Here is a 25,901-nt window from a genome sequence, read left to right on the forward strand (position 1 = left end):
CTCTGGGTCACCGGCCGAGATGGCGGTAGTGATCCCTTCGATGCAACAACTCCACGGATTGGATTCAGCGCGTTGCAGGGCGAACGTACGCCGGCTCTTTGGATCTGGCCGACGTGGACGTGCAACCGGTCAGCGTCACGTCCACGAACCAAAGCAGATTGCGATACGTCGACTCGCTCGACACACGGCCGCAGCAGCCGATTTGTATGGATGGGATAATTTCGCGCGAAACGTTGAGCGCTGTATCAGTGATCGTGCATGTCCATCGGCGTTCCGTCGGACCACGTGGGTGCCGGAATCAAGAACACGAGTATGGGTGGCAGTCCTTTGGTTTGGGATGGTGCCGTCGGCGAGAAGAACCAATAGGGACTGGACATAACCGGCGAGCCCGCAGCGCCAGAACCCCAATCTTTAGCGTCTGTGAGTTGCGTGTAGAACATGAGATGCGGCATGTCGTGGCTCCCCTGGTCGGTGAGGTACGACGATTTCGACATCATGTAATCCATGGCGCCGTTTTCGAGCTCGGGCAATTGTTTATGTTCGTACGCCGCTTTGAGTGCCGACACCATCTGTTCTTTGGAACGACCGGCCATCACCATCTTGGCGCGCAGTTCCATGATGGGTACCATCGCACGCGCCGCCTGGGGGTTCAGACAATCGGCGGCCCTCACCTTCGGGTTCCAGAATTCGGGCCAGTCAAACGGTCCCGACCAGCCTCTGGCCACGATGCAGACAAACCCGTTCTTGCCTTCGACCGCGGTCTCGTAGCCCTTGCGTCCCAACACCAGGACGGTCGCATCACTGGAAATGGAGGCCGGCGCCGCACTGCGCGCCAGGGCTATTTCCGCTGCGCGATCGGTCATGAGGTATTGGTCGACCGGTGCCATCCTCGGATACGGTGTCGGGGCATCCTGTGCTATTGCTTGTTGCGTTGTGCCGAGCCCGACAAGCCATACGAAGCTGGTGATGGCGATTGCGCCAATCGTGTTTTTACGCATGATCCTCTCCTGAAGCATCCGTCGTTTTACGCAAAACCGCCCAAGCGTGCGGTGCGCCTGTCGTCACTGTTCATGGTTTTTTTCGGGGCTGCCGCGGTGGCGTTGCGACAACGCCGTGATGCGGCATCCACTCGCTGTTGCCGTGTTGCTCAGTCTTCGGCAGGGGCCGGGTTGAAGAAAATCTCCCGCACCTCGACCACGCCCGGAAACACCTTGGCACCTTTGCGCACCCACGCCATCAGCTCATCCATATTCTCGGTTTCCAGTATCGAAAGACCACCCACATACTCTTTCGCTTCCTGATACGGCCCGTCGGTAACAACCAGCTCACCGTTAGGCTGCGCCCGCATCGTCACCGCCTTCGGGCTCAGGCCACACGCGAACTTCCTTACACCGGCAGCGACCAGTTCCCGATTGAGCGCGTGGATGGCTTCGACGGTCTCTTCGGTTACGAGCGACGGGTCGAAGTCCTCGGGAATGTAGGTCGAGATGAGATATTGCGGCATTGTCGCCTCCGGATAGGGTCATCAGCCGGGCCAGTTGCCCGCCATTACTTTAGCGACGAACGGCCCGATTGGAATTCGACAGCCTGCCCGAAAAAAGTTGGCGCTTTTTCGCATTGGGTATGGGTTGACCTAAGCGGCAATGACCAGCGCGAGCCTGCAAATGGCCAGGACATGTTGCCGTCGCGCGCTGCATGCAGACACCGGGCCGATCCATTTTAGGTTGGATGCGGACATTAGGTTCGACCACCCGACAATTGGACTTGATCCCGCTTCGGCGGACGACTTGACCGTTGTCTGTCGAATTCACCCCAATCCGAATTTGGTTGACTGCCCGAATTCGACCGAACACTAAGCCCCATCAAAACGCCTAGCAAAAAGATTCCTGGGAAAATCATTCCCGGTAGGCCGAGAGTTCTATGATAGCTTTGAGAATGATCGATTCAAAAAATGTCGTCGTTGAAGTTCAGCGCCGACATTTGTGGATGGTCAACTTCATAGGCGATTGGGACACGCTGATTTGTGCGGGCGTAAACGAGGTTGGGGTCATTTGGACGATCGCTTGTCCCGAGCTCAGCATAGCCATGTATAGGTTGCGATCCTCCCGCTTCAGACGTCGGCGTAAACGCATATTCCACGTTTATGCTGCAAGAGCGTTTCCCGCATGCCCCCGTATAAATGCGAACGACATCCGCCATCACTCGCTGACCATTGGTCTGGATTTTTGCCTCGGCATGTTCTTGGCTTCGTAGCCAAATTGCCGAGAGGAAAAAAAGTCCCACAAAATAGCGCAAAAAGTTTGACAAAAAAAGCAAATCGGGACGACGGATTATTAGCGCCGATATTCGCGCTTAAACGTCTCGCGACGACAACTATCCCCAAGAGCGCAAGAAGAACAATGCACGTCTTTACAGCGTCGCCGTGTAACAGAATTGCGAAGGCTGACGAGGGATTGCTGAGGATTGGGATACCCCAAACAAATAAGATTCCCAAAATGGCGCCAAATACCCAGCCATATTTAATATTTGGCTTCCCTGGCTTGTTGAACGCAAGGCCGCTTGGCTCCTGCTGGTAGGCAGGCCCTTCGTTCAATCTGTTACCTGACTCATAGGGGAAACTTGAAGTGACATCCGAAAGTAAACCGTGTGGATCATGCAAGGTCTTTACGTACGCTTTGCCACAAGAGGGGCATTCCCAATCGGGTGCTTGATCCGTTGGTTTTCTTTCGTAGCCACATGCGTGACAAACGGTCCCCATATCCACCCCTGTCGGGATTGAGCTGATTGTGAATGAATTTACTCGCTACCTAAAGCCGTCCGCTACGAGTCGAAAGCCGACGTGGGTCGGAAGCAGGCATTTCGGCATCGCCTCGTGACCACCACTCATCTTAGTCTGATCTATTCAATGAAGATAATTCGTTATTCAACCGTCCGGTGATGACCAGTCTTCAACTGGTATGAGTTACTCAGATTCAGATGTTTTTCAAACGCACTCCCAACAGGCGAATCCAAGAGTGAATAATGCTCAGATCGTAGTTGGCAATCGTGTTGACGTCATGAATCGCATGATTCTTCGGACCACTCTTCTCCTCACCATGTCCGAACCCAGATAGGAGCTTGATTAGCGCAGCTGGCGGTCGCTCTCAGGAATCCGGTAGCATTCAAAGCATAAGGGGAATCCGGGGCCGGGCAATGACAAGGGACGAATTGCGCCTCCGTTGGGGCGTACTGGGTGCACGCCTTAAAGCCGACTGGTGGGCATTCTTGATGCTAGGGGTGTTCGCTGCGTTGACGCCGCTCACGGGGCATGCCGCCGAATACACCATCGGCCCAGCTCCGGCCTGGGTCATTCCTATTACGCCCGGCGCCGCCAGTTCGGCCGCAGCCAGCCAGGACAGCTTTGGCGAAGTGTACTTGCTGGTGGATACGCAGGTTCTGGCCAGGGATCAGCAACACGTAACGTATCGTCGGCTGGTCATTAACGCAGTCAACGCCAGTGGCGTTAATTCGGTTGCGAATATTCAAATACGGTTCGACCCGTCCTATCAGTCTCTCGTGTTGCATTCGATCGACATCGTGCGCAATGGTCATATCATCCCCAAGCTGGCCACGGCTCGGATTCAGGTGCTGCAGCGAGAAGCCGAGCTGGAGGCGCAGATCTATGACGGCACCAAGACTGTCAACGTCTTTTTGGACGATGTGCGCGAAGGCGATACGGTTGACTACTCCTACAGTACGAGTGGGCGCAACCCGGTGTTCAAGGGCTTAGACTTTGGGGCGGCGCTTTTGCAGTTTTCCAGCCCTGTGGCACGCGTTTATTCACGGCTGCTTGTGTCCAGCAGCAAGCACATCAGTTTCGCCGCGCGAAATACGTCTCTAAAGCCCGCGATAAGCCACCACAACGGACTGCTCGACTACGTATGGGACGTGGTCAACCCGCCTGTGCTGAAGGTCGAGAACGATGCGCCCTTTTGGTATATGCCGTATGCAGAGGTTACGTGGAGCGAGTTTGCCGACTGGCAGACCGTGGCGCGTTGGGCTCAGCCGCTTTATCAGGTGCCAGAGGCCCTAAGTCCTGAGCTGCAAGCGCAGGTCGACCGCATCGCAAAGACCGAGCAGACATCCGTTGGACGCATGCTTGCGGCACTGCGGCTGGTCCAGGGCGACGTGCGCTACCTAGGCGTGGAGATCGGCCAGAACTCGCACGCACCTAATCCGCCGGCCTTGGTGTATGCGCGTCGCTTCGGCGACTGCAAGGACAAAACGCTGCTTCTGTTGACGTTGCTTGAACACCTTGGGATCGACGCGCACGCGGCGTTGGTCAATACCGTCTTGCAGCGCGGCTTGGCGGACGTACTACCCTCTCCAGGTGTGTTCGACCACGTGCTTGTCCAGGCGCAGATCGATGGCCGGGTGTGGTGGATCGATCCGGCACGGTACCTCCAGAAGGCGAATCTGGCGGACCTTTACCAGCCAGATTATGGCCTGGCACTCATCGTAGACCCGCATACACAAGGGCTGACCGCCATGCCACGGGCCGCCGCAGGGTCTTCAGCGCGCCATCTGGACGTTCTGTTCGATGCGCGTGCTGGTTTCGATAAGCCCGTTCGCTACACATTGGAGACCACAACAACAGGTATGTACGCTGAGGCGATACGCGCCAGGTTGTCGTCGACAAATATCACGGATGTCGAAAAGAGCTACTTGAACTTCCGCGCCACGCATTATGCCCATATCAAGTTGGCGGCACCGTTGCAGGTAAGAGATGACGAAGCGGCAAACCATATCATCACGAAGGAAACCTACACCATTCCCGATATGTTGCAGCCCTCGAGCGATGCTAAACAACGCGTGGCGGACTTCCTTCTGCCTGACATTTCGCAGGTACTGCGCGAGCCGCCGGATACGATACGTAAATCGCCGTTGCGGTTGATTTATCCGCACGACGTGAGCCAACGCACCGAAGTTCTGCTGCCGGCCAACTGGCCCCTCAAGCCGCGCTCCACCGTAATCGACGACCCTGCATTCCATTTCGAACAATCGACGATCATCGATGGCTCGCGCTTGGTCATACTCGATCATTTTCAAGCATTGACCGACGAGGTGTCCGCACAGGACATGTCCCGCTACGTAGGCAATCTGGCGCGGGCACGAGCTATCGTCGGTTATGAATTGGCATGGAGCAATCAGGCAGCGGCCAGCAGGGCCACCACTGTCGCGCCTTCCGGGTTCGACCGCATGAACTGGCCGCTGGTATTGCTGGCATTGGCATCATTTGGTTTCTGGACCTGGCTGGCCATCACCACCTACAGGTACGACCCCGCGCCGAGCAGTGACTGCGACAAACGCTGGGTCGGTATTGGTGGCTGGTTATTGCTGCCGACCTTGGCGTTTGCGCTCAGGCCGCTGTTGTACGGAAAAAATCTGGCAAATCTGGCCGTTATTATGGACATTGACCGTTGGTCTCAGCTGACCACCTATGGTCATCACGCCTATAACGCCATGTGGGCACCTTTGCTTTTGCTTGAGCTGATCAACGACTCGGCGCAATTTGTATTCTCCCTGTTGCTGCTTCTGCTGTTATTTAAGCACCGCAGCAATTTCCCCCGCATCGCCGTATGGATACTAATAAGCGGCGCGGCTGCATACATGGTGGTCTTGGGCTTAGAAGGCCTGATTCCTAACATCAAGGCCGATCCACAAGCGTCGACTCGAGCCGTGTCGAACTTGATCGGTTCGGCTCTCTGGTCAGTCTATCTGCTTCGATCTCAGCGCGTGAAAGCGACCTTTGTGAGGCGATATCACGCGAGCACGCCGCAGGCGCTATCGCGACCGGCACAGGAAGTTTCGTCGTAGCTGGAAAATCGGGGCTTTTCAGTGTGATCGATCCAAAAAATGCGTACTCACCCCGTTCCCGCTGGCATCGGCGTTTGGTTAGGTGTTCAGTTGCGTGTCTGGTGCTTTGCGGAGCGATTTTGGCCTAAAGCAAATACGGCCGAGCTTCACTAACGACAAGGCTCGCATTCGACCCGAAGGGACATATCGGCGCACGCTCTGCCATAGGCAGCGCAAAGATGCATCGTGTATGGTCATGACTTTTGTCCACTTGCCGCGGCGATAACGGCATGTATACAGTGTATACATGCCGTTATCCACCACCGCCGACAAAATCGCCTGCGCCGCCCGCGAGCTGCTGGAAAAGGAAGGTGCGGAGGCGGTAAGCATGCGTCGTGTGGCCGGCATGATCGGCATGACACCAATGGCGATCTATCGCCACTATCCCGACCGCGAAGCGCTATTGAACGCCGTGGCGAATACGGGTTTCGAAGAGTTGACCCGGTCGCTGAAGCGCCGGCGCTTCCGCGGCACGCTGGAAACACGCCTGGTTCATATGGCGAACGTATACCTCGACCACGCGCTGGAAAATCCACGGCTTTTTGAATTGATGTTTCTGCGAAAGCGCGAAGGCGCGCGCGTCTATCCGCAGGATTTCAAGTCACGCCTGTCGCCTACCGCCAATCAGATGGCCGACCTTGTCGAGGAAGGCATGGCGTGCGGTGAACTGCGTCAGGACGACCTGTGGGAAATCGTCTTCGAGATGGGCGCCATGTCGCATGGGCTCATCATGCTTTACCTTGGCGGCCGCGTGGCGCTGTCACCCGATCAATTCCGTGCTTTCTACCAACGATCGTTCCGGAGATATATCCATGGCATCCTCGCTTGACCTCAAGCGCGTTGGCACTAGCGCAACCGCTATCGTCCTCACGGCGCTGCTTCTCTGGTTTGGAACCGGCATGGAGCCGCTATGGCCGTTGATGTGGCTGGCGCCTTTGCCGGTGCTGCTGGTCGCCATGCGCGCGTCGGCATGGCGGTCTGCGATCGTGGCTTTCGCTGCATGGTTCATCGGCATGTGTAATCTCTTGAGTTACCTGCACGGGCTTATCGAACTACCCATCCCAGGTTTGCTGGTGAATTTCAGCATCATGGCGCTGGTGTTTGTCGTGGCCGTGCTGCTTTTCCGGGCCTTGTTGCGCCGTGGCGCCTATGCCAGTGCGCTGTTGGCATTGCCCGCGACATGGGTGTCGTTCGAATTCATCGTCAATCTGTCGAGTTCCTCGGGCACCGCCATCAGTCTTGCGTATTCCCAGCTGCGCTTTCTCTCTTTTCTGCAGTTGGCATCGCTGACCGGTCCCTGGGGCATGAGCTTTGTGCTGTTGCTGTTTCCGGCGCTGGTGGCGGTCGGCGTCTATCTGTATCGCGACGCGCCCAAGCAGGCGCTGCGCGTGCTGGCCCCGGGCGTCGTGGTGATTGCAGCCGTACTGATTTTTGGTGCCGTGCGCTTGATGCTGCCCATTGATGCCCCGTCGTTGAAAGTGGGATTAGTGGCGTCCGATGCGCCGGGTAACGATGATGTGGCGCACAAAGGCTTACCGACGCAGCACCTGCTGCAGGCGTATGCGGATGAAGCGGCCGCGCTCGCGGCACGCGGTGCCACGGTGGTGGTGATGCCGGAGAAGATCGGCAGCGTGGCAGATGGCGAATCACCCGCCTCGGATGCCGTGCTGCAGACCACCGCCGATCGCAGCAACGTGATAGTGGTTGCGGGCCTGGATCGCATGGCAACAAACGCCGAATACAACGCCGCTCGCGTGTACATCCCGCATGCGGCGCCGATGGAATACCACAAGGAGCACATGCTCCCGCCGTTCGAACTGAAGTTCACCTCCGGCAAGGCCATCACCGTGATGTCGCAGCCCACCGGGATATGGGGTGTGGCGATCTGCAAGGATATGGATTTCACCGGTTTGTCGCGCCGTTATGGCAAAGCGGGCGCGGGGCTCATGCTTGTACCGGCGTGGGATTTCAACGTGGACTGGTTGTTCCACGGTCATATCGCGCTGATGCGCGGCGTCGAGAATGGCTTCAGCATGGTTCGCGCTGCGAAAAACGGCAGCCTGTATGTGAGCGACAGCCGTGGGCGCATTCTCGCGGAAGTGCGCACCAACACAGCACCGTTCGTCACGCTCGTCGCGGAGGTGCCCGTCGCGCACGCGATGACGCTCTATCAGCTGCTCGGCAACTGGTTTGCGTGGATCACCTTGGCCGTATTGTTGTGGGTGATCGTGCAAGTGCTTCGACTGCGCAAGCCGCCGTTGGATATCACGCAACCGATACGGTGAGTCGGGCGACGCGTATCGCCGCGCGCCCAGGTAGCAAACCTGGGCGCCAGGGCTGACCGCGCATCGCCGATATTAGCGCCCGCGGCCCCCGCCACCGGACGAGATAGGGGTGCTGGTCGTCCCGCCGTTGATCATGTTGGAGCCAGCGTTGAAGGGCCGCATGGTGCTCAAATTGTCCTGGCTGGACAGCACCAACTGGCCGTTAGGGTCATGCGCCCAATACCACGAGCCGGCCGGAACCGGTCTGGCCGAGACATAGGCGAAATGAGCCGCGTACTCGCCCGAGGTGGTCTGCTCGGACTTCAAGGCCACTTCGATAATGAACTGACTGGGGATCGGCTTGCCCTGCTTGTCGGTCGCAGGCTTATGGATCATCTGGTCGAGATTCGCGCGCAGCACGCGCATGAGCGAGTGCGAAAGCGGATAGGCGGGTGAGACATCGGTAACCTTGCCCTGGGTATCCACGCGCACCAGCACCGGTTCGATATTGCCCTTGGTTTGGTCGGTAGTCGCCGGCTCGCCGGCCATGCCGCTGGTACTGCTCAGCAACGCAACGATCAGGGTGGAAAGCAGTACTGCTCGCATGCCCATCTCCTTGTGACAGTTCGGCAGTCAGCTTCTTACGCCTTGCGATTTGCCGAGTCAAGGAACGGGTCCGGGGCGGCCGCGTCGCGCTGGCCGCCCATTCGCCCAGGTAGCTGTCAGAGTTGCTCGGGGCCCTTTTTCAACCAGCGGTCGATGAGCAGTTTTTCGTAGCGCAGGCTGTCGATATCCCACTCGGAGGCAGCATCGGCGCGGAAGAACGGATCGCGCAGCTTGCGCGCACCCTCGCGGATGACCTGGCCATGGGTGTCGAGCAGACGGAAACGCAGGTCGATGTGCGGTGGATACATGCTCTTGATCACACGCACGTTGCGCAGTTCGGGCCCGCGCCACGGTTCGAAGGTACCGGCGCGCTCGACGTCGGTCACCACGATGTCCAGGTGATCACCCGCGGGCACGATCTTGCTGGCACGATCATCAATGTAGCGCTTGAGCGTTTGCAGGTAATCGTCGTGGGCGAGGCTGGGTGCCAAGGCGAGAACCTTGCGGGTCTCGGTGAATTGCTCCGGGTGGTCATAGCTGACCGAGACATTCGGCGGCGGTGCGGTCGTGGCCATGGCCGGCAGCTGGAGCAGGGCCAGGGTGGCGAGCAGGGCGTGCAGGACGATTCGTCGATTCATGACAGTCTTCCTCCGGGTTGGGGTGACATCATCCGATGGTCGGACGATAACAAGACAACGCGCCAGGACACCGAAGGTGGACCGCGCCGGTTCGCACGCGGCGATTTCGAACGTCGATGGTGACTGAAGCAATCAGGCTATCGGCGCAGCCATATAACGACGCTCGCGCCGCGCCCACCTCCTTCGCACAGGTTCGCGCAGTCGCAGGCATGGACGCTCCACCAGATAATGGAGCGCTGCGCCGGCAACGAGTACGGCCGCCATATAGATCCATACAGTCCAAAGGCCGCGCCCATCGACCCACGGCGCGAAACGCCCGTGCAGTTGTCCGTAAACCATCTTGTGAGTCAGATAGAAACTGTAGGAGCTGGCTGCAAGCCATGGCGCGCCCGGGATCGACATGCTGGCCAGAACACTGCGTTGACTCGCCGCTCCGGCCACGAGTGCGGTCATGGCCAAGGCGAGCACGGGATAACCGAATACGTTGGCGCTCAATGCAAAGCGTTGCTGTCCGTTGAACATCCACATGCACAGGCCCGTGAGCAACACACCCGCCACCCACGCCGCGTTGGCGTTGCGTTCGATCCAGGCCCAAGCTCGTGTGCGATAACTGCGTGCGGCGGCCAAGGCGACACCGCCGAGCAAATCGTCCAGCCGCGCATAGGTGGGGTAGTAAAGGCGCTCCAGGTACGTCGTATCCCCATCACCGCCGTTGGCCTCCATGGGTCCAACAACGTGGATCCAGAGCCACGCACGAAGCGCCATTCCGCCCACGACCAGCGCAGCAATAACGGCCACACCGCGCCCAAGCCGTCCTGTGCGTACCAACAGGAGCGCCAGTAGCGGAAATAGCAGGTAGAACTGTTCTTCCACACACAGCGACCATGCATGCGAAAAGGCGCCGCGGTTGGGATCGATGAACAGATTCAGCGTGTAGGTGAGGAACTGCCACAGCGGCATCATGCGTGGCTCTTCGCGCAGGGAAGGCCATGCGAGATAGACGGCCAAAACCACAACGTAGGCGGGTAAGGTTCTAAAGCTCCGCCGCAGATAAAAGTCGACAAAGTCCAGGCCACCGCGGGACGCGAGCGTATTGAAAACCTGCGAGCCGATCAGGAATCCGGACAAGGCAAAGAACAAATCCACACCCATCCAGCCGCTCCAGCGCAATACGCCGCCGCCCATGTATCCGGCGATATAGGAATGAAATGGCATCACCCACAGGATGGCAATCGCCCGCAGCAGGTCCAGCCCCGGCTTTCGTTCCATGATTTCCCCTGTTGAACAGACTGGTGGCCCGTGCATGCACCTGCGACACGCGTCCGACACGCTACCGTGCCAAGCGATCGCGGCCGCCTAATTTAGGTCACGTTTCTGGCTTTGTTCTGACGCAAAGAAAGCCGCGCAATGACTGCCAGGCCGGGCGATGCACGTTAGCGGCGCGCCTGGAACTTGCTGCGTTCACCGCAGGATCGACGAATTCCTCAATCCGCCTATTCAGCGGTAGCGGAAGCGGTGCCGGTCGCTCCTGCTGGCTTTCCCTTGGAGCCGCCTTCACGCGAAACCACCGTCGGGCTAGCACTACTATGTGATACATAACGCATGTAGGTAGGATGTCCCGGTGGCAGAGGGTGGCTGCCGCCGCCACCAGATGGGGTCATGGAGCGGGTGCCGTCGAACACAGTCGGGGCCGGGTCGGTCGACCTGCGGCTTCGGCGAGGGGAGCCGAGCGTGCTGCTGCGGATCAACCTGATACTGCTTGTCGCATTCGCGCTCGGCATGGTCGCGCTTTCCGTGGTCGTGACATCGACGCTGCAGCAGAACGCGACGCGCGAAGTGCTCGCCCAGGCCGGTTTGATGATGGACAGCGCCGCGGCGATCCGCTCCTACACCGAAACCGAGATCGGGCCGTTGCTCGAAGACAAGATGGCCAGCGCATTCCGCCCGCAAAGCGTGCCGTTCTATGCCGCGACGCAGAACTTTCTCACGCTGCATAAAGAGCATCCCGACTACGCCTATAAAGAAGCCACACTCAATCCAACCAATCCACGCGACCGCGCGACGGACTGGGAAGCGGACATCGTGCAGCGCTTTCGCAATGACAGCAGCGTCAAGGAAGTGAGTGGAACGCGCGACACCCCGATGGGCAGGACCCTTTACCTGGCACGCCCGATCCACGTCGATGCCGGCTGTTTGAGTTGTCACAGCCTGCCGTCGGCGGCACCCGCGACGATGCTCGCACGCTACGGCAGTGACAATGGATTTGGCTGGCAGCCCAACGAAGTCGTCGGTGCGCAAATTGTGTCGGTGCCCTTCTCCAGTGCCGAGGCAAGCGCCGGACGCGTGCGTCGCGACGTGCTGATCGCCATCGCCGCGGTGCTTGTCAGCGTATGGCTGGTGGTCAATGTCTCGCTCTATCTGCTGGTCATCCGACCGGTGCGCCGCATTGCGCGGATCGCCGACCAGGTCAGTCTGGGCAATACCGCCGCAGAGGCCTTCCCACATGGCGGAGGGCCGGAAGTTGCGGCGCTGTCGGCCGCCTTCAACCGCATGCGCAAGAGCTTGGACAAGGCGCTGCAGATGCTGGGCGGCTAAGTCATGGCACACGACCTGTTCGTCAGCTATTCGCAGCCGGACCGCGAGGCGGCGTTCGCGCTGGTGCGGCGCCTGGAGGCGCACGGCATCCGCGTATGGATCGCGCCGCGCGACGTATCGCCCGCCGCCGATTGGGCCGCCGAAATCATCGACGCGATTTCCCATGCGCGGCTCATGATTCTGGTGTTCTCCGCCAGCAGCAACGATTCGAGCCAGGTGCGGCGCGAAGTGGAACGGGCCGTGCACAAGCAGTTGCCGATTCTTCCGTTTCGGCTCGAGGATGTGCTGCCATCAAAGAGCCTGGAATATTTTCTCAGCGCGCAGCACTGGATGGATGCCTTTCCGCCACCGCTCGAAGCGCACATCGATCGCCTGTGCGACTACCTCGAGACAGCCCTCGGCGGGCATCCCGCAAACGATCTCCATACCGAGCACCGGCCATCGTGGAGCACTGCGCCGAGCGATGCGGTCCACACGACCGTCGCCGTCGATGCGGCGCACTTGCGCCTGCTGGAGGTGGAACTGGCCAGGCGCATCGGGCCGGTGGCCGGACACCTGGTGCGTCGAGCCGCGCAATGCGGCGGCGACCTGGATGCCCTTGCGCGGCGTCTTGCATCGGAGCTCGACGGCGAGCAGGAGCGGCGGCTTTTCCTCGAAGCCTGCTGGCGGATCGGCAAGAGCACATAGCGAGGCGATTGCGCACGCCTTGCATCACTCGTGAGACCCGCGAAGAGCATGCTGGATTGCTGCAGATCGTCACCGTCGCGTGAAATCCGCGTACCGTCCGCGTGACAAGCGCCGTCAGTGGGTTTCTTCAACCTCTTGCTCGCCGCTCCATACATCCGTAGCAGGCGTCCCTTTGAACCCATCGGGAAGCGCGATGATGAAGCTATAAAAGTCTGGCGTAATCGTATCGGTCACCACGATCCTTGTTTGTTCACCGAAGACAATGCGGAGCAACGGCGTAACGACAAATTTGAGAAACGAAGGCAGTGGCCTGGGATACCTTCGAATAATCGCAAAATCTTTGTATCCGAATTCCTTCAACAGCGACAAGACCGGCGATATGCCATTTTTGAAGTCATCGATGTGATGCTCGAACAGGATAATCGGCTTGTGTTGTTGAATGACCTTCTTTGCGCCCGATAACGCTTTATATTCATGCCCCTCAACGTCTATCTTTAATAACCTGACGTTTTCGAATTCGCCAAACGTATCGAGCCTTACCAGCTTGATGTCGACCGACTTAGGCCCTCTCGCGGTGCTTATGGTGGATTTGCCAAAATTGTTCGCAGGGCCGGACAAAATGGCGATCCCGTCCTCATCGGACAGGCCGACATTGTGGCAAATAACGTTATTGCTTAGCTCAGAGTTCAGGGAGAGAACTTTGAATGTCCGCGGATGCGGTTCAAAGCTTATGACGCGCTTGAAATAATCGGAAAAATAAAGACTGTGATTGCCGATATTCGCCCCGATATCAAGCGCCGTGGCGTCCTTGAAATCGATGCCGAGTGACGTGATCCACTCGAAAAATATATCCAGATCGTCCTTTTCGTATACACCATTAAGATTAATGTTATGCGCGATAAAATCGAAGGAGTACACCACAAGCTGCTTTCGTTGTTCGGAAATGTGCTTGGCCGATTGCCGGCGAAGCAGCTGGATCATCGTCCAGCGAAAGCATTCGTCAAGGAACGCCAACCGGCTGCGTCTCTTTTCAAACGTTGGCGCCGCTGCATTCGCCAGTGCCATGATCGAATCCCTCCGAAACTGATTCGGTTTGTCATCGAAGACTGAGTCGCTCAGAGACGGTAGCGCAAATTTTGATGAATGTCGCAGTCCTCCACGCACTTTGCGAATTTCTTATCCCTTTTTCCGTTCAGCCAGTCAGACCGGCGCACCGCGACGCCATCGCCAATCTTTACGGTGCCGCGACGGCGCGTGCTTGAGTTTCGATGCGTCGCTTTCGGTGCTTGCTTGGCGTTTCATCGCAGCGTGTAGCCGCTGACACGCCACACGTGATCGTTATCCAGGTGGAACGAGATCAGTTCGCGTACCGGCTGCTTTTCATTCGCAAAACGCGTGGCAAACACCACATTGGCGAAAATGCCGGGCGGAAGCGTTCTCCCGTCGGACTGGGTGTAGCTGAGGCCGGCCAGGTCGCGTGCCGTGGGCGTGCCCACGGTCTTGCGATCGGTGTCCACGCCGCGCACAAACGCATCGCGGCTGACGATCGGCTTGATCACACTGGAAGCGCCGTCCCATATCTGGGCGACCTGATGGCGGTCGACCATCTGCGCCACCTGCAAAGCGGCCTGCTCCATCTTGAGGTTCTGGCGCTGCTGTTCGGGTGTTGGCGTTGGCGCCGAGGGCGCGGGCGACTGCGCGCCGGCGGCACATGCGACAAGCAGGAGTGCAGCGAACGGGAGGTTTCTTTTCAACATGGTGTCACCTGTCGATCACGGGTTGCCGCGCAACGTCACGCGCACCACCACGCGCCGGTTGGGTGCGAGGCAGGCGATCAGTGCGTGGCGTGAGGAGCCGTCGGGGCATTGCACCACCGGGTCGGCGTTGCCGCGGCCTTCCGCATGGAGCAGATCCGATGGCACGTGCTTCGCTATCAGATAGGCCACCACCGTATCGGCGCGCCGCTGCGATAGCGTCTGGTTGTAGGCATCGCTGCCGAGTCGGTCGGTGTAACCGACCACCTGCACATGCACGATGCGCGGTTGTTCGGCGAGCAATGAAGCCGCCAGATGATCGAGCTGCGCATGGCCGCCATCGGTAATGTCCGCGCGCGCGTAGCGGTCGAACTTGAACAGCGCGTCGGTTGAAAGCGTGGTAATCTGATCGTGCGGCACAACGGCTGGCGTGTGCGCGGACTCGGGCGGCGTGACGAAACGCGCGCAGTCGTCGGGCTTCCAGTAGACGCTGCGCGCCAGCTTCTTGTCGTCGAACAGGATCTTGAACTGGCACACGGTGACCTGACCGGATCCGGCATCGCGGAAGTTGAAGACGTAGTTCCACTCACGCACGCCCCAAACACCTTCTTCGAAGTGCGGATAGCCGATCAGTTGCGCGATCTGCTGCTTGTTCATGCCGCCCTGCACGGCGCGCACGGCGGCAGGTGCCGGGAAGGTGCCGCCATGATGCATGGGCGTCACGGCATCGGGCGCTGGCCATACCAGTTGTTGCGCTCCGGAACCGTCCTTGGCCACGCCATGGCTGACATTGCCGCATCCGGCCAGCGATAGCAGGCCGGCGAGCAGGAGCATCCAGGGCAGCATGGCATGCCGGCACGGCACGGCAGGTTTGAAATGTTTGGTCATCATGGTTCGCTCCTTCCTCACCACATCACTGCCGCGCCGACTGCCACGCCCGCATCACCGCGCGTGTTGTCGCTGAAATTGAGTTTGTAGACCCAGCGCCCGCTTTCGGTCACCGTGGACAAACCCACGGCGATACCCGCCTGGCCGTGGAACGAACCGAGCGCGACCGCCGCACCGTTTTGATTGGGCTGATAGGCCTGGGGCAAGCCCGCCATCGCCATCGCCGAGGCCACGCCAGCGTTGGCGCGCGCGGCAACGGTGTTGAGGTTGCGGTTGATGCTGTTCAACTGCTGATCGGTGTAGTTCTGCGCCCAGTTCTCCGCGGTCTGCACACCGGCATCCACCTGCCCCACGTTCGCCGCATCGGTGGCGGCCGTGCCCGCCGCCACATTGGTGATCTGCCGCTGCTGCGTGGCCGAACCGACCGACACCACGTTCGATTGGCCGTCATCGGTGGACCCGGCACCCAAAGCTACGGAGTTGTTGCCGCTCGACGATGCGCCATTGCCGACCGCGACGCTGTTGTTGCCCGAGGCGGATGACGACGGGCCTTCCGATACGGCATTGGTGCCGGTGGCGGACGACGCGTTGCCGGATGAATCCACCGAGTAATACTTGCTGCTGGAACCGCTGGTGATATTGGTGACGGTGTTGTCCAGATTGCTGATCGCGCTGGTGTTGGCGTTCACCTGCTGGTTGGTGGCGTACAGCTCGGAGCCGTTCACCGCGTCCGTGCTGGTGGCGGTCACCTGGCCTGCCGCCACATTGGTAACGGTGCGTTCGCTACCTGCGGCGCCCACGCTCACCGTGCTGGTGGGTGCGGTGCCCGCTACGGCATAGGTGTTGCCACCCACCGTCACGCTGCGGGTCGCCACCACGGCCGATGTTTTCGAATTGGCGCCCAGTGCGACATCACCCGCTTGCGCGGCAGCGGTTGCGCCAGCGCCCAACGCCACGTTGGTGGGATCGGACGTCGTCGCGCCCGCACCGATCGAAACCGCTTGAATGCCATTGGCCGTGGCGTTCGTGCCCATGGCGATCGAGTCCTGCAGATTCGACGTGGCGTTCTCGCCGATGGCCACGCCGCCCGGCGCGTTTTGCGCCACCAGCGCGCCATTGCCCATGCCCACGCCGTTGTCGCCATTGACCACGGTGTTGGGGCCAACCGCAATGGCGTTGTTGCCGACCGCCAGCGAATCGGGATCGGTGGAGTTGGCGTGAAAATACTTGGTGGTCGTGGTGGCGAACGACGTCAGCGCACCGGTGAGCTGACGCACCGTGACCGCATCGTTCGACTGGGTGCCGTCGGCCACGTTGGTGATCTGCCGATACGTGGTTGCGCTGCCGACCGATACGGCGCCGAGCAGCGTGCGATCGGTCGTGTTGTAGGGAATGATCGTGCCGCCGATGGTGCCGCTGGCCGGCGTCAACGCGCGATTGGAGACTGACTGCGAACCCAGCGCCACGCTGTCGGTAACGCTGGCTTGCGAATTGAAGCCAATCGCGGTGGCATCGGTCGCCGTGGACGAGGCCGCCACGCCCGCGGCGAGCGCATCCGTCGCCGTCGCACCACTGTTGTTGTAGTTGGCTTGCTGCGTGCCACCGTCATTGCTGCTGTAGTAATGCGTCAATCCATTGCTGACGGCGGTGCTGAGGCTGTCGATCGCCTGGTTGGTCGCGTACAACTCCGAGCCGTTGATCGCATCCGTGCTGGTGGCGCCGATCTCGCCGGCCGCCACGTTGGTGATGGTGCGATCGTTGCCCGTACTGCCCACGCTCACCGTGCTGGTTGGATTGCTGCCGGCAAACGTGTAGTGGATGCCGGCGATGGTCGCGCCTGCGGTAGGCACGACGGTCGCGGTGACCGAGCCCGCACCCAGTGCCACATCGCCCGGGTTGGCACCCGCGCTGGCACCATTACCGATCGCTACAGCATTGCTGATGCTTGCCGCGGAAGCCGCGCCCAGCGCGACGCTGCCGGTACCGCTCGCGTTGGCGCCATCGCCCAATGCGGACGCATCGGTTTGCGACGCGTTGGCATCCACGCCCGCCGCCACCGCATTCGCACCGGTTGCACCGGCATTGCCGTAATTGGTGTCGGTACCGGTGGCGGTGCTGTTGACGCTGTAGTCGTGCGTGGTGGCAGCGGTGATATCGCCGGTCAGCGTATTGGCCACGCTGTACAGCTGCGAGCCGTTGATCGCATCGGTGCTGGTCGTGCTGATGCGGCCTGCCGCCACGTTGGTGAGCGTGCGTTCGCCACCCACCGTGCCCACGCTCACGGTGGACGTCGGCGTGGTGCCGGCAAAGCCCGCATAGGTGAGGCCATTGACGGTAGCGCTGGTGGTCGCCACCACCGTCGCCGTGGTCGAAGCTGCGCCGAGCGCAACATCACCCGCTTGCGCGCCTGCACTCGCGCCGGCACCTAGCGCAATGGCATTCGCCCGGCTGGCGGTGGCCGTGTCGCCCAATGCCAGCGCGCTGGCCGCGCTGGCTGTGGAGCCATTGCCGAGCGCCACCGCGCCTTGTCCGGTCGCGCTGTTGGTGTCGCCGATGGCCACCGCACCTTGACCGTTCGCCGTATTGTCCGCGCCCATCGCGACGGCGCCGTTGCCGGTGGCCGAATTGGGATCGCCGATCGCTACAGCACCGTTGCCATTTGCGATTTGTTGCTGACCCAGCGCTACGGCACCGGTACCGCCGAGCACTTTCGAACTGTCGCCAGCGGCAATCGAACCGGTTCCTGCCGCCGCCGCTACCGAGCTGCTGTCGCCCAAGGCAATGGTCGACGCGGCAAGCGCGCTCGCATTCGCACCGATCGCCACGGCATTGGTCTGCGACGCACTGGCGTTATTGGCAATGGCCACGGCGCTGGCACCCGCAGCATTCGCATTGACGCCCATCGCCAACGCGTTGGCGCCGCTGGCAAAGGTGTTGTTGCCCAGCGCGATGGCATTGGTGCTGGAGGCGCCGGAAATGTCGCCCAGCACGATGGCACCCGCGCCGGTGGCATTGGCTTGCGGGCCGATGGCAATGGAGCTGCCGCCGCTTGCACTGGCTTGCGTACCGACAGCGATGTCATTGACGGTCTGCGCGCTCGCGCTGTTGCCCAGTCCGATCGAATCGGAGCCGGCCGCCGCCGCACCGGTGCCGACGGCCAAGGCACTTTCATCGGTGGCGCTGGAGCGAGCGCCGAACGCGATCGCTTCGGTACCCGATGCACTGGCGTCTCCGGTGGAGTCGCCGCCGATCGCAATGGAACCGGCGCCCGTGGCCTGCGTGGTGTAACCGATGGCGATCGCTTGTGACTGACTCGCATTGGCCTGCAAGCCCATGCCAATGGCATAGGTGCCTGACGATTGCACATCCGTGCCGATGGCAATGGCCGATTGCGCCGAAGCACCCGTGCCGACGGAGCGCGGCCCCAGGTAAATCGCGTTGAGCGCAGTGGCATACGCCTGCCAGCCAATCGCTGTCGTGTGTGTGTTCGTGGCTTGGGCCGAAAGCCCCGCCGCCACCGCACCGTTGCCGTTGGCGATCGTCTGCGCGCCCAAGGCGGTGGCACCGATCGTGGCCTGTCCCTGCAGGCCCAGAACCACCGCTTCATTACCGCTGGCCGTGCTCTGCCCACCGATGGCGATGGCCGAAGTGCCCGACACCGTTACATCGGTGCCGATGCCGATCGCGTTGTCGGCCAGGGTGCCCGAGCCGGGCGCGGAACGCGCGCCCAGGTAGATGGAATTGGCGCCCGTCACGTACGCCTGAAAACCGACGGCGACCGAATTTTCATTCTGGCTGCTGGCGGCGTAACCCACTGCAAGCGCACCCAGCACCGGCGCCGTGGCCGTCGCGCCGATGGCGGTAGCACCCGTGCCACTGGCATTGGACCCATAGCCCATGCATGAGGCGGTGCTGTTGTAGGCGTTATAGGGCGCCGCGGTGCAATTCACCGATTGGGCCCGCGCGACGCCGGTCCATCCGCATGCCATCAGTACGGCAAGGATGCCTGCGCTGAGGCGTTCTGCCGGCAGAACGCGTGCCGCACGGTGTGCTTGCGCGCCGCCGCGACGGCGTGTGGCCAGTTCGGAGACCGCCACCAGCTGCTTCAACGATGCATTCCAGACTTTGCTGTAAATCCTGTTCATGGTTTTCTCCGAAGCCTGACCGGCCCGGTGGCGGAAGACGGTGGTTGATCCCTGCGCTGGCCCGGCAGCGACGAATGCGATGACTTACGAGTACACGCCGCGCAGGCGCGGGCGCTCTATCCCCATGCGGTGCGTGATCGCATCGACGCTGGCCACGCATGCATGCCGTTGCTCGCCCTGACGCGTGAGAGCGATGCCGGCGCCAGGACACGCAACCTGCGCACCCGCACGGGCGTCGACACGATGGATATCGCTCATGATGGCCTCTTCTTTCCCTGTGCCTGCGCGGTGACAACGCTTCGCGAAGCTTGTCCGGCATGTGTTGGCATTGAAGCGGATGTGCGCGCGGCGTAATGCGCGAATTCGGCAAGCAAGCCATGCGAACTTGGCAATGGCTATGCAAATTCGGCAAAGTGAGATGCAGCGCACATCGCGGTTCAGTGGGCTGGTGCGGGTTGCGCGTGCGCCTGCTTCGCCGGCATGTGTTTCGCCGCTGTGGCCAACCAATCTTTGTGCAATGACGAAGAGGGACGCGCTTAGCGCATCAGTTGGCGACGCTGCATGCGCGCGACAGCGTGTCGCTGGGATGCTCGCCGAAGGCGCGCCGATAGTTGGCGGCGAAGCGCGAGAGATCCCACCAGCCGCAGCTCATCGCCACCGACTTCACCGAAACGCGGCCCGCGCCTGCGGCAGAAAGCCTGCGGCTGGCTTCATGCAACCGAAGCAAGGCGAGGTAACGCGTGGGCGATACGCCGAGCAAGTCGGCGAACGCATAGCGCAGGCCACGGTCGCTGACCCTGGCGGCACGCGCCAATTCATCCAGGTAGATATCGCGATGCAAATGGGTGCGCATGAAATCGACCGCGCGCCGGAACGGAGCGTACTGCACCTGATAGCCTTGCGGATAAGGCGGCTGACCATGCTGGAGCGCGACCAGGTCTTCCAGCAGACGCGGATCGAGCAGGGCCGCGAACACGTCGTCCTCGAGCGTCATGCTTTGCGGTTCGCGCGTGCCGACCAGCGCGTGAAAGGCCGATTCGCAGCGAAACCGCCATGCCGTGCCGTCAAGATATTCCGATTCGAACAAGACGAACTTGCGCGCCGCCAGGCCAAACGACGCGGGGCTTCGTTCCAGCGTCCGCGCGACGCTGTCGTACAGCGGGGCCATCAGCACGCTGACTTGCGAATGCGGACCCAGCATCATCTCGCAGGCATTGCCGCGCAACATGATCAAGCTTGTGCCCGAGCGCAGCGGCATGCCCGCGCACCAGCTTCCCGCTCCGGCCTGATGGATGTGACACAGCAGATAGTGACCGTTGGGCACCGGAAAGCGCCCATGACAGGGAAAATCGAAGACGAAACCGCACAGCGTTGCCTCGGCCTGCGCGCGGCTGCCGAACCGGCCACGCAGGCCCCCTTCCCGGAGGGCAACAGCCTCCAATTTGCAGGCATCGAATAACTGATTCATGGCACCCAGGCCGGGCCATGGCATGAACGATCCGTTCGGCTTCGAAAACATGGGGCGTGCTTTGGTCATTCCGTGGCGCTGCACACGACAGCGCGATGCAAGGTTTGCGTCGCGTGCGTGGATGGTGCTGCCGGAGGCAGCCAGGTGCGTTCGGTGCGAAATCGCAATCCGCGCCTTACGCAAAATGAAGCGTTTAGCGGATCTTTTGCCGGGCGTCTGCCAGGCCCGCACACACGCCGCGACGATGAGTTGGACGACTGCTGCTCACACGTTTTCCCCCTGCATTGGAAACATCCGCCACGAACGAGTGGGCGTGGCGGATGAAGCGCAAATCCGATGACGCATTTCGGGGCGAGCGTATTGAGAAGGGGGAGCGGGCTGAATAAGAATCTTCTTAATGTTCGTCAAGGAAATGTATAGAACCCCTCTGGGCTATGACAGCCCGCTGGTGCGCACGTAGTCGAACAGCTGTTGATCATTGGCAATGCCCAGTTTCGCCATCGCGCTGTGTTTTTGCAGGCTGATGGTCTTGACGCTGCGATGGGTGGTGCGCGCCACTTCGGAAACGGTCAGGCCCTGCGCCAGCAGGCGCATGACCTCCACTTCGCGCCCGGACAGCGTTTGCACCGGTTTGCGCTCGGCCCGCGATGCGTCGCTGGCGGACATGCTGGGCGGCATCAGCTGCTCGCGAATCTGCTTGCTCACATAAGTGCGTCCGGCGCGGACGGTGCGCAGCGCGAACAGCAGTTCCTGTACCGCGGCGACTTTTTCCACCACGGCATCCGCGCCTTCCTGGTACATCGCTCGCAGAAAGGCGGCATTGCGCAGCACCGTCAGCACGACCACGCGCAAGCGCGGATGACGCCGGCGCACTTCGCGCAGCAGCACCATGCCATCCAGGCCGGCCGTATCCTCAGGCATTTGAAAGTCCACGATCGCGGCATCGCAAGGAATATAGGCGAGCACCGCCAGCAGTTCGCTTCCATTGGATGCCTCGCCAACCACCTCGTAGCTTTCACCGTCGCGCTGCAAGACCGAACGCAAACCGATGCGTACCACTTCGTGATTATCCGCGATGACGACGCGCACTACGTTTTCCACTTGCCATAAAGCGTGTCTTTGTTTTTCCGATTGCACATGCAACGAGGTGTGCTCACCGCGGTAAGCACCGTTTGTTTGGTCCGACTATATGACAATGCAATCGGGAACGCCTGTTTGCGAAGCAGCCGACACTGTTGAAGTGTGATGTGTAAACAATTGCCGTTTTCGTGGCGGCGGCAACTATGTTGGATGCTTCATTGCGCGGTGACGCACGTGGTATTGCAGTTTGAGTCGGCGTGCTGCTCGTCGATCGAAGGGCGAAAGGCATGACGCGCAGCGTCAGCCCATGCGTGCTCCAGCCGCGTGAAATCGCGTAATGCCCGGGCGACGCGCGCCGACACGGAGGCGGTTGTCTCTTCCAGGAACGTCTCGCTGTCATCTCTTTCGTAGCTATCTGGCCACGCCGCGGCGCACCTGATGTCCAGGCGCCAATACGCTATCCTGATCCGGCCGCATCCACACCCGCCCGCTCGGCCCGCGTAGGCATGCGTTGAAACCGAGCGGATTATGCGACACCGGTCGGACCGTGGTTGACAGTCATCCGGGATTCCCATGACCCGCATCACGCACTTCGTTCGCAATGTCTACGAGAAGTGGAAGCGCGAGACGCTCAGTCAGAGCGATTTTCGCCCCAGCGTCAGCATCCTGAAACTTTCCCTGATGGCGGTGTTCGTCGGCATCGCCGCGGCGCTGGTGGCGTTCGTGCTGTATCGCATGATCGGCCTGGTGACCAACCTGGCGTTTCTGCAACGGTTTTCGTTCGACTTCATATCGCCTTCACTCAGCCATTCGACCTGGGCGATCCTGATCGCGCCCATCGTGGGTGGTCTGATCGTCGGGCTGATGGCGCGTTTCGGTTCCGATCGCATCCGTGGCCACGGGATTCCTGAGGCGCTGGAAGCGATTCTGTTTCGCAAGAGCAAGATGATGCTGAAGGTGGCAATCCTGAAGCCGTTGTCGGCGGCGATCGCAATCGGCACCGGTGGGCCGTTCGGTGCCGAGGGGCCGATCATCATGACCGGCGGCGCGGTCGGTTCGTTGTTCGGCCAGATGTTCTATCTCACCTCGATCGAACGACGCACGTTGCTGGTCGCCGGCGCCTGCGCCGGCATGGCCGCCACGTTCAGCACGCCGATTGCCGCCACCTTGCTGGCGGTGGAGCTGCTACTGTTCGAATGGCGCCCGCGCAGCATCATTCCGGTGGCGATCGCCTGCTTCGTGGCGGACGCGCTGCGACCCTTTTTGCTGGGTGCCGGTCCGCTGTTCCCGTTGCCGGTGGAATTTCATCTGCAACTGACGGATTTATGTCTGGCCGTGGTGTGCGGGTTTCTCGCCGGCCTGCTGGCGACGGCACTCACCGCGGCCATCTACCGGGTCGAGGATGGTTTCACCAAATTGCCGATGCATTGGATGTGGTGGCCGGCCATGGGCGCCGTCGCGGTAAGTATCGGCGGCTTGATCGAGCCGCAGGCATTGGGCGTGGGCTACGGCGTGATCGACCAGTTGTTGACCGGCAAGCTTGTCGGCAGCGCCATTGTGCTGTTCATGATCGTCAAATCGCTGATGTGGGTGATCTATCTGGGCTCCGGCACGTCCGGCGGTGTATTGGCGCCCTTGTTGGCGCTGGGCGCAGGCCTGGGTGCACTGGAATCGTTCGTCTTTCCCGGCCACCAGCCGTTGCTGTGGCCGCTGCTGGGCATGGGCGCGATGCTGGCCGGCGTGATGCGCCTGCCGTTTACGTCGATCCTGTTCGCATTGGAGCTCACGCGCAACGCCAGCGCGTTGCCGGCGCTGCTGGTGGCATGCACGACGGCGTATGGCGTGAGCGTGTTCCTGATGAAGCGCTCCATTCTCACCGAGAAAGTCGCGCGCCGCGGCTACGATATTTTTCGCGAATACACGGTGGACCGGCTCGAACACATGGCGGTGAAGGACGTGATGAGCACGGACGTCATGACCATTCCGGGCGACATCAGCGTGCGCGAAGCGACGCAGACCTATTTCGGCGCCGATCAGAAATACCGTGCCTATCCGGTGGTCGATACGGAAGGCCGGTTGCTCAATGTCATCAACCGCAGCGAGCTGGCGCGTTTGTGGCAGGAGGATCCGGAAGGTAACTGCCGACTGGCCGACATACTCGGCAAGGACCCGGTCGTTTCCTATCCCGACGAGAGCTGCAAGAGCGTGGCGATCCGCGCGGCGGTGGAAAAGCTCGATCGCATGCCGGTGGTCAGCGCCGATCGGCAATTGCTATTGGGCATGGTGACTCGCTACGACCTGCTGAAGCCCTATACCCATCATCACGAGGAAGAAGGGATTCGCGAGCGCTTCTTCCGCAACGTGAAATAGCACCGCCGCATGCCTGTCGACCTGTTCTCGTAAGCTTGATGAGCGACACTATGGCCTGTCTGCCATGGGAGGGAACCTGGCAGACGCACACCAACACTGGGGAGCAAAGCAATGAAGACGCGTTTGGTTGGAACGACCTTGCCGGTTCTGGAGATCGGCCTGGAACAGGGCGACCGGATTATCTCAGAGCCGGGCCGGTTTTCCTGGATGACACGCAATATCACGCTGCAGACGACGGCGCGCACGGCGGGTGTATCGAGCTTCCTGGGCGTCATCGGGCGCGCGCTTTCCGGCGGCGGCATATTCATGAACGAGTACCAGACCTCAGGCCCGCAGGGCATGGTCGCATTCGCGGCAAAAGTGCCGGGGTCGATCGTCGAAGTCCAAGTAAACGCGGGACAGACGTACTTCATTCATCGCCACGGTTTTCTGTGCGGCACCGAAGGCGTCGAGCTGACCATCGGCTTTCAGCGTTCTCTGGGCGCGGGCATTTTTGGCGGCGATGGCTTTGTGCTGGAAAAGCTCAGCGGCAATGCGCGTGCCTGGGTGGAACTGGGGGGCGAAGTCGTCACCTACACGCTGGCTCCCGGCGAAACGCTGCAGGTGCATCCCGGGCACATCGGCATGTTCGAAGGCACGGTGAACTTCGACATCGCATTGCTTCCCGGCTTGAAGAACAAACTTTTCGGCGGCGATGGCCTGTTCGTGGCGAACCTCACCGGTCCGGGCCAGGTATGGCTGCAAACCCTCACCATGCCGAACCTGGCGCACGCGCTGGAGCCGTATCTTGCGCGTGAGGGTGGCAACACGTCAGTCATCAGCGGCGATTCCGGCGCGGGTATCGGCGGGGCGATTGCCGGCGGTGTGATCGGTTCAGTGCTCGGCGGCCTTTTCGGCAAAAACGATTAAGCGACTGGCCTTTCCGGGCCGCTCATCGGCGCGGATCGTTTGGACGGCTAAATCCGGGCGGTCCGCGCTGTCTCGCCATGCGTGGCATCGCCACGTTTTTCCAGCCACACAACGAGCCGATGCAGGCGTGCTGCTAGCGCGGCTTTCGAAAGAGCAAACGTGCCACGACTGCAGGGATCATCACAGCTGCGAAGGCGCCGTAGCCATACAGCGCGGGCATGACCTGCTTCCAGATGCCGCCGCTTTCGCGCCCTACGTCGCTGACCGTTTGGATGGCGACGTCGTCATAGGCCATCAGGGAAAGCGCGCCTGCGGCAGCCAGGGCAATGAGGATGATCGCGACGTCATACACCTTGTACCGCCAGCTTATGCGCGAGCGCTTCCACACCGACCAATAGACCCAGGCCAGAAGCACCAGCCACGGGCCAAGCAACAGAAGAGACAGGTAACGCATCGGAGTCCGCAAACGGTTGCTGCGTGAGTTCATAGGATCGGCCATGCACGCCCTGTCGAGCAAGCATGCCCGGCCTATGGTTGCACCAGTCGAGCGTGCTGGTCTCACCTTGAGCCGGTAGCGCGCGACACCCTTTTTCGCGTGGCAG

At 60.9% G+C, this 25,901-nt stretch carries 21 protein-coding genes; 7 read left to right on the plus strand and 14 right to left on the minus strand.

All coding sequences use genetic code 11. The annotated features are described in order from the left end of the window. Window positions 1–245 precede the first annotated feature (245 nt). The 3 genes from DWU98_RS16620 to DWU98_RS21755 all read right to left on the minus strand — a co-directional run bounded on the left by DWU98_RS16620 (window position 246) and on the right by DWU98_RS21755 (window position 2,307). Complete coding sequence (locus DWU98_RS16620; protein WP_115496757.1) at window positions 246–998, minus strand: hypothetical protein; 753 nt, start codon at window positions 996–998, stop codon at window positions 246–248. Between the two features lie 149 nt (window positions 999–1,147). Next, window positions 1,148–1,504 (minus strand): YciI family protein, encoded by a 357-nt coding sequence (locus tag DWU98_RS16625; RefSeq protein WP_115496686.1) that lies wholly within the window; start codon window positions 1,502–1,504, stop codon window positions 1,148–1,150. Between the two features lie 440 nt (window positions 1,505–1,944). Next, on the minus strand, window positions 1,945–2,307 hold the full coding sequence (locus DWU98_RS21755; protein ID WP_147293351.1) for a hypothetical protein: 363 nt from the start codon (window positions 2,305–2,307) through the stop codon (window positions 1,945–1,947). A 1,113-nt stretch (window positions 2,308–3,420) separates the two neighbouring features. On the opposite strand from DWU98_RS21755, the gene DWU98_RS16640 reads away from it, so the two are divergent. From DWU98_RS16640 to DWU98_RS16650, 3 genes are all read left to right on the plus strand, one after another. Continuing rightward, window positions 3,421–5,856 carry a DUF3857 domain-containing protein gene (locus tag DWU98_RS16640; protein ID WP_230474890.1) on the plus strand — a complete coding sequence of 812 codons (2,436 nt, stop codon included), beginning with the start codon at window positions 3,421–3,423 and terminating at the stop codon, window positions 5,854–5,856. A 286-nt stretch (window positions 5,857–6,142) separates the two neighbouring features. Beyond that, window positions 6,143–6,724 carry a TetR/AcrR family transcriptional regulator gene (locus DWU98_RS16645; protein ID WP_115496689.1) on the plus strand — a complete coding sequence of 194 codons (582 nt, stop codon included), beginning with the start codon at window positions 6,143–6,145 and terminating at the stop codon, window positions 6,722–6,724. Then, window positions 6,708–8,180, plus strand: a complete 1,473-nt coding sequence (locus tag DWU98_RS16650) for a nitrilase-related carbon-nitrogen hydrolase (RefSeq protein ID WP_115496690.1) — start codon at window positions 6,708–6,710, stop codon at window positions 8,178–8,180. Before DWU98_RS16645 ends, DWU98_RS16650 begins: the two co-directional genes overlap by 17 nt. 72 nt (window positions 8,181–8,252) lie before the next feature. On the opposite strand, the gene DWU98_RS16655 is transcribed toward DWU98_RS16650, so the two are convergent. The 3 genes from DWU98_RS16655 to DWU98_RS16665 all read right to left on the minus strand — a co-directional run bounded on the left by DWU98_RS16655 (window position 8,253) and on the right by DWU98_RS16665 (window position 10,672). After that, entirely contained in the window at window positions 8,253–8,765 is a 513-nt protein-coding gene (locus tag DWU98_RS16655) for a hypothetical protein (protein WP_115496691.1), read from the minus strand. Window positions 8,766–8,881: 116 nt separating this feature from the next. Continuing rightward, window positions 8,882–9,403 (minus strand): DUF3016 domain-containing protein, encoded by a 522-nt coding sequence (locus DWU98_RS16660; protein ID WP_115496692.1) that lies wholly within the window; start codon window positions 9,401–9,403, stop codon window positions 8,882–8,884. A 132-nt stretch (window positions 9,404–9,535) separates the two neighbouring features. Then, window positions 9,536–10,672, minus strand: coding sequence for an acyltransferase family protein (locus tag DWU98_RS16665; protein ID WP_115496693.1), 1,137 nt, complete (start codon window positions 10,670–10,672; stop codon window positions 9,536–9,538). A 462-nt stretch (window positions 10,673–11,134) separates the two neighbouring features. Between DWU98_RS16665 and DWU98_RS16670 the strand changes: the two genes are divergently transcribed. After that, the gene (locus DWU98_RS16670; protein WP_230474885.1) at window positions 11,135–11,998 is read left to right on the plus strand and encodes a Tll0287-like domain-containing protein; all 864 of its coding nucleotides are present in this window, start codon (window positions 11,135–11,137) and stop codon (window positions 11,996–11,998) included. 3 nt (window positions 11,999–12,001) lie between these two features. Then, complete coding sequence (locus DWU98_RS16675) at window positions 12,002–12,685, plus strand: toll/interleukin-1 receptor domain-containing protein (RefSeq protein WP_115496695.1); 684 nt, start codon at window positions 12,002–12,004, stop codon at window positions 12,683–12,685. 114 nt (window positions 12,686–12,799) lie between these two features. Here DWU98_RS16675 and DWU98_RS16680 read toward each other — a convergent pair whose 3' ends face one another. From DWU98_RS16680 to DWU98_RS16710, 7 genes are all read right to left on the minus strand, one after another. Then, on the minus strand, window positions 12,800–13,750 hold the full coding sequence (locus DWU98_RS16680; RefSeq protein WP_115496696.1) for an FkbM family methyltransferase: 951 nt from the start codon (window positions 13,748–13,750) through the stop codon (window positions 12,800–12,802). Between the two features lie 233 nt (window positions 13,751–13,983). Continuing rightward, window positions 13,984–14,442, minus strand: a complete 459-nt coding sequence (locus tag DWU98_RS16685; protein ID WP_115496697.1) for a DUF4019 domain-containing protein — start codon at window positions 14,440–14,442, stop codon at window positions 13,984–13,986. Between the two features lie 15 nt (window positions 14,443–14,457). Then, complete coding sequence (locus DWU98_RS16690; protein ID WP_115496698.1) at window positions 14,458–15,330, minus strand: OmpA family protein; 873 nt, start codon at window positions 15,328–15,330, stop codon at window positions 14,458–14,460. Between the two features lie 14 nt (window positions 15,331–15,344). Further along, window positions 15,345–19,472 (minus strand): ESPR-type extended signal peptide-containing protein, encoded by a 4,128-nt coding sequence (locus DWU98_RS16695; RefSeq protein ID WP_115496699.1) that lies wholly within the window; start codon window positions 19,470–19,472, stop codon window positions 15,345–15,347. 84 nt (window positions 19,473–19,556) lie between these two features. After that, window positions 19,557–19,730, minus strand: coding sequence for a hypothetical protein (locus DWU98_RS22000; protein WP_158545094.1), 174 nt, complete (start codon window positions 19,728–19,730; stop codon window positions 19,557–19,559). Between the two features lie 286 nt (window positions 19,731–20,016). Continuing rightward, a complete protein-coding gene (locus tag DWU98_RS16705; RefSeq protein ID WP_158545095.1) occupies window positions 20,017–20,991 on the minus strand; it encodes a helix-turn-helix domain-containing protein in 975 nt (324 codons plus the stop codon). Between the two features lie 381 nt (window positions 20,992–21,372). Further along, complete coding sequence (locus tag DWU98_RS16710) at window positions 21,373–22,029, minus strand: response regulator (protein ID WP_115496758.1); 657 nt, start codon at window positions 22,027–22,029, stop codon at window positions 21,373–21,375. Between the two features lie 564 nt (window positions 22,030–22,593). Here DWU98_RS16710 and DWU98_RS16720 point away from each other — a divergent pair. Then, window positions 22,594–24,390 (plus strand): chloride channel protein, encoded by a 1,797-nt coding sequence (locus DWU98_RS16720; RefSeq protein WP_115496703.1) that lies wholly within the window; start codon window positions 22,594–22,596, stop codon window positions 24,388–24,390. Between the two features lie 111 nt (window positions 24,391–24,501). After that, a complete protein-coding gene (locus DWU98_RS16725; protein WP_115496704.1) occupies window positions 24,502–25,299 on the plus strand; it encodes an AIM24 family protein in 798 nt (265 codons plus the stop codon). A 133-nt stretch (window positions 25,300–25,432) separates the two neighbouring features. Here DWU98_RS16725 and DWU98_RS16730 read toward each other — a convergent pair whose 3' ends face one another. Next, window positions 25,433–25,753: a hypothetical protein gene (locus DWU98_RS16730; RefSeq protein WP_115496759.1), complete on the minus strand. Its 321-nt coding sequence runs from the start codon at window positions 25,751–25,753 to the stop codon at window positions 25,433–25,435. Between the last annotated feature and the right edge of the window lie 148 nt (window positions 25,754–25,901).

Origin of the sequence: Dyella monticola, assembly GCF_003363155.1 — a bacterium.
GTDB lineage: Bacteria > Pseudomonadota > Gammaproteobacteria > Xanthomonadales > Rhodanobacteraceae > Dyella_B > Dyella_B monticola.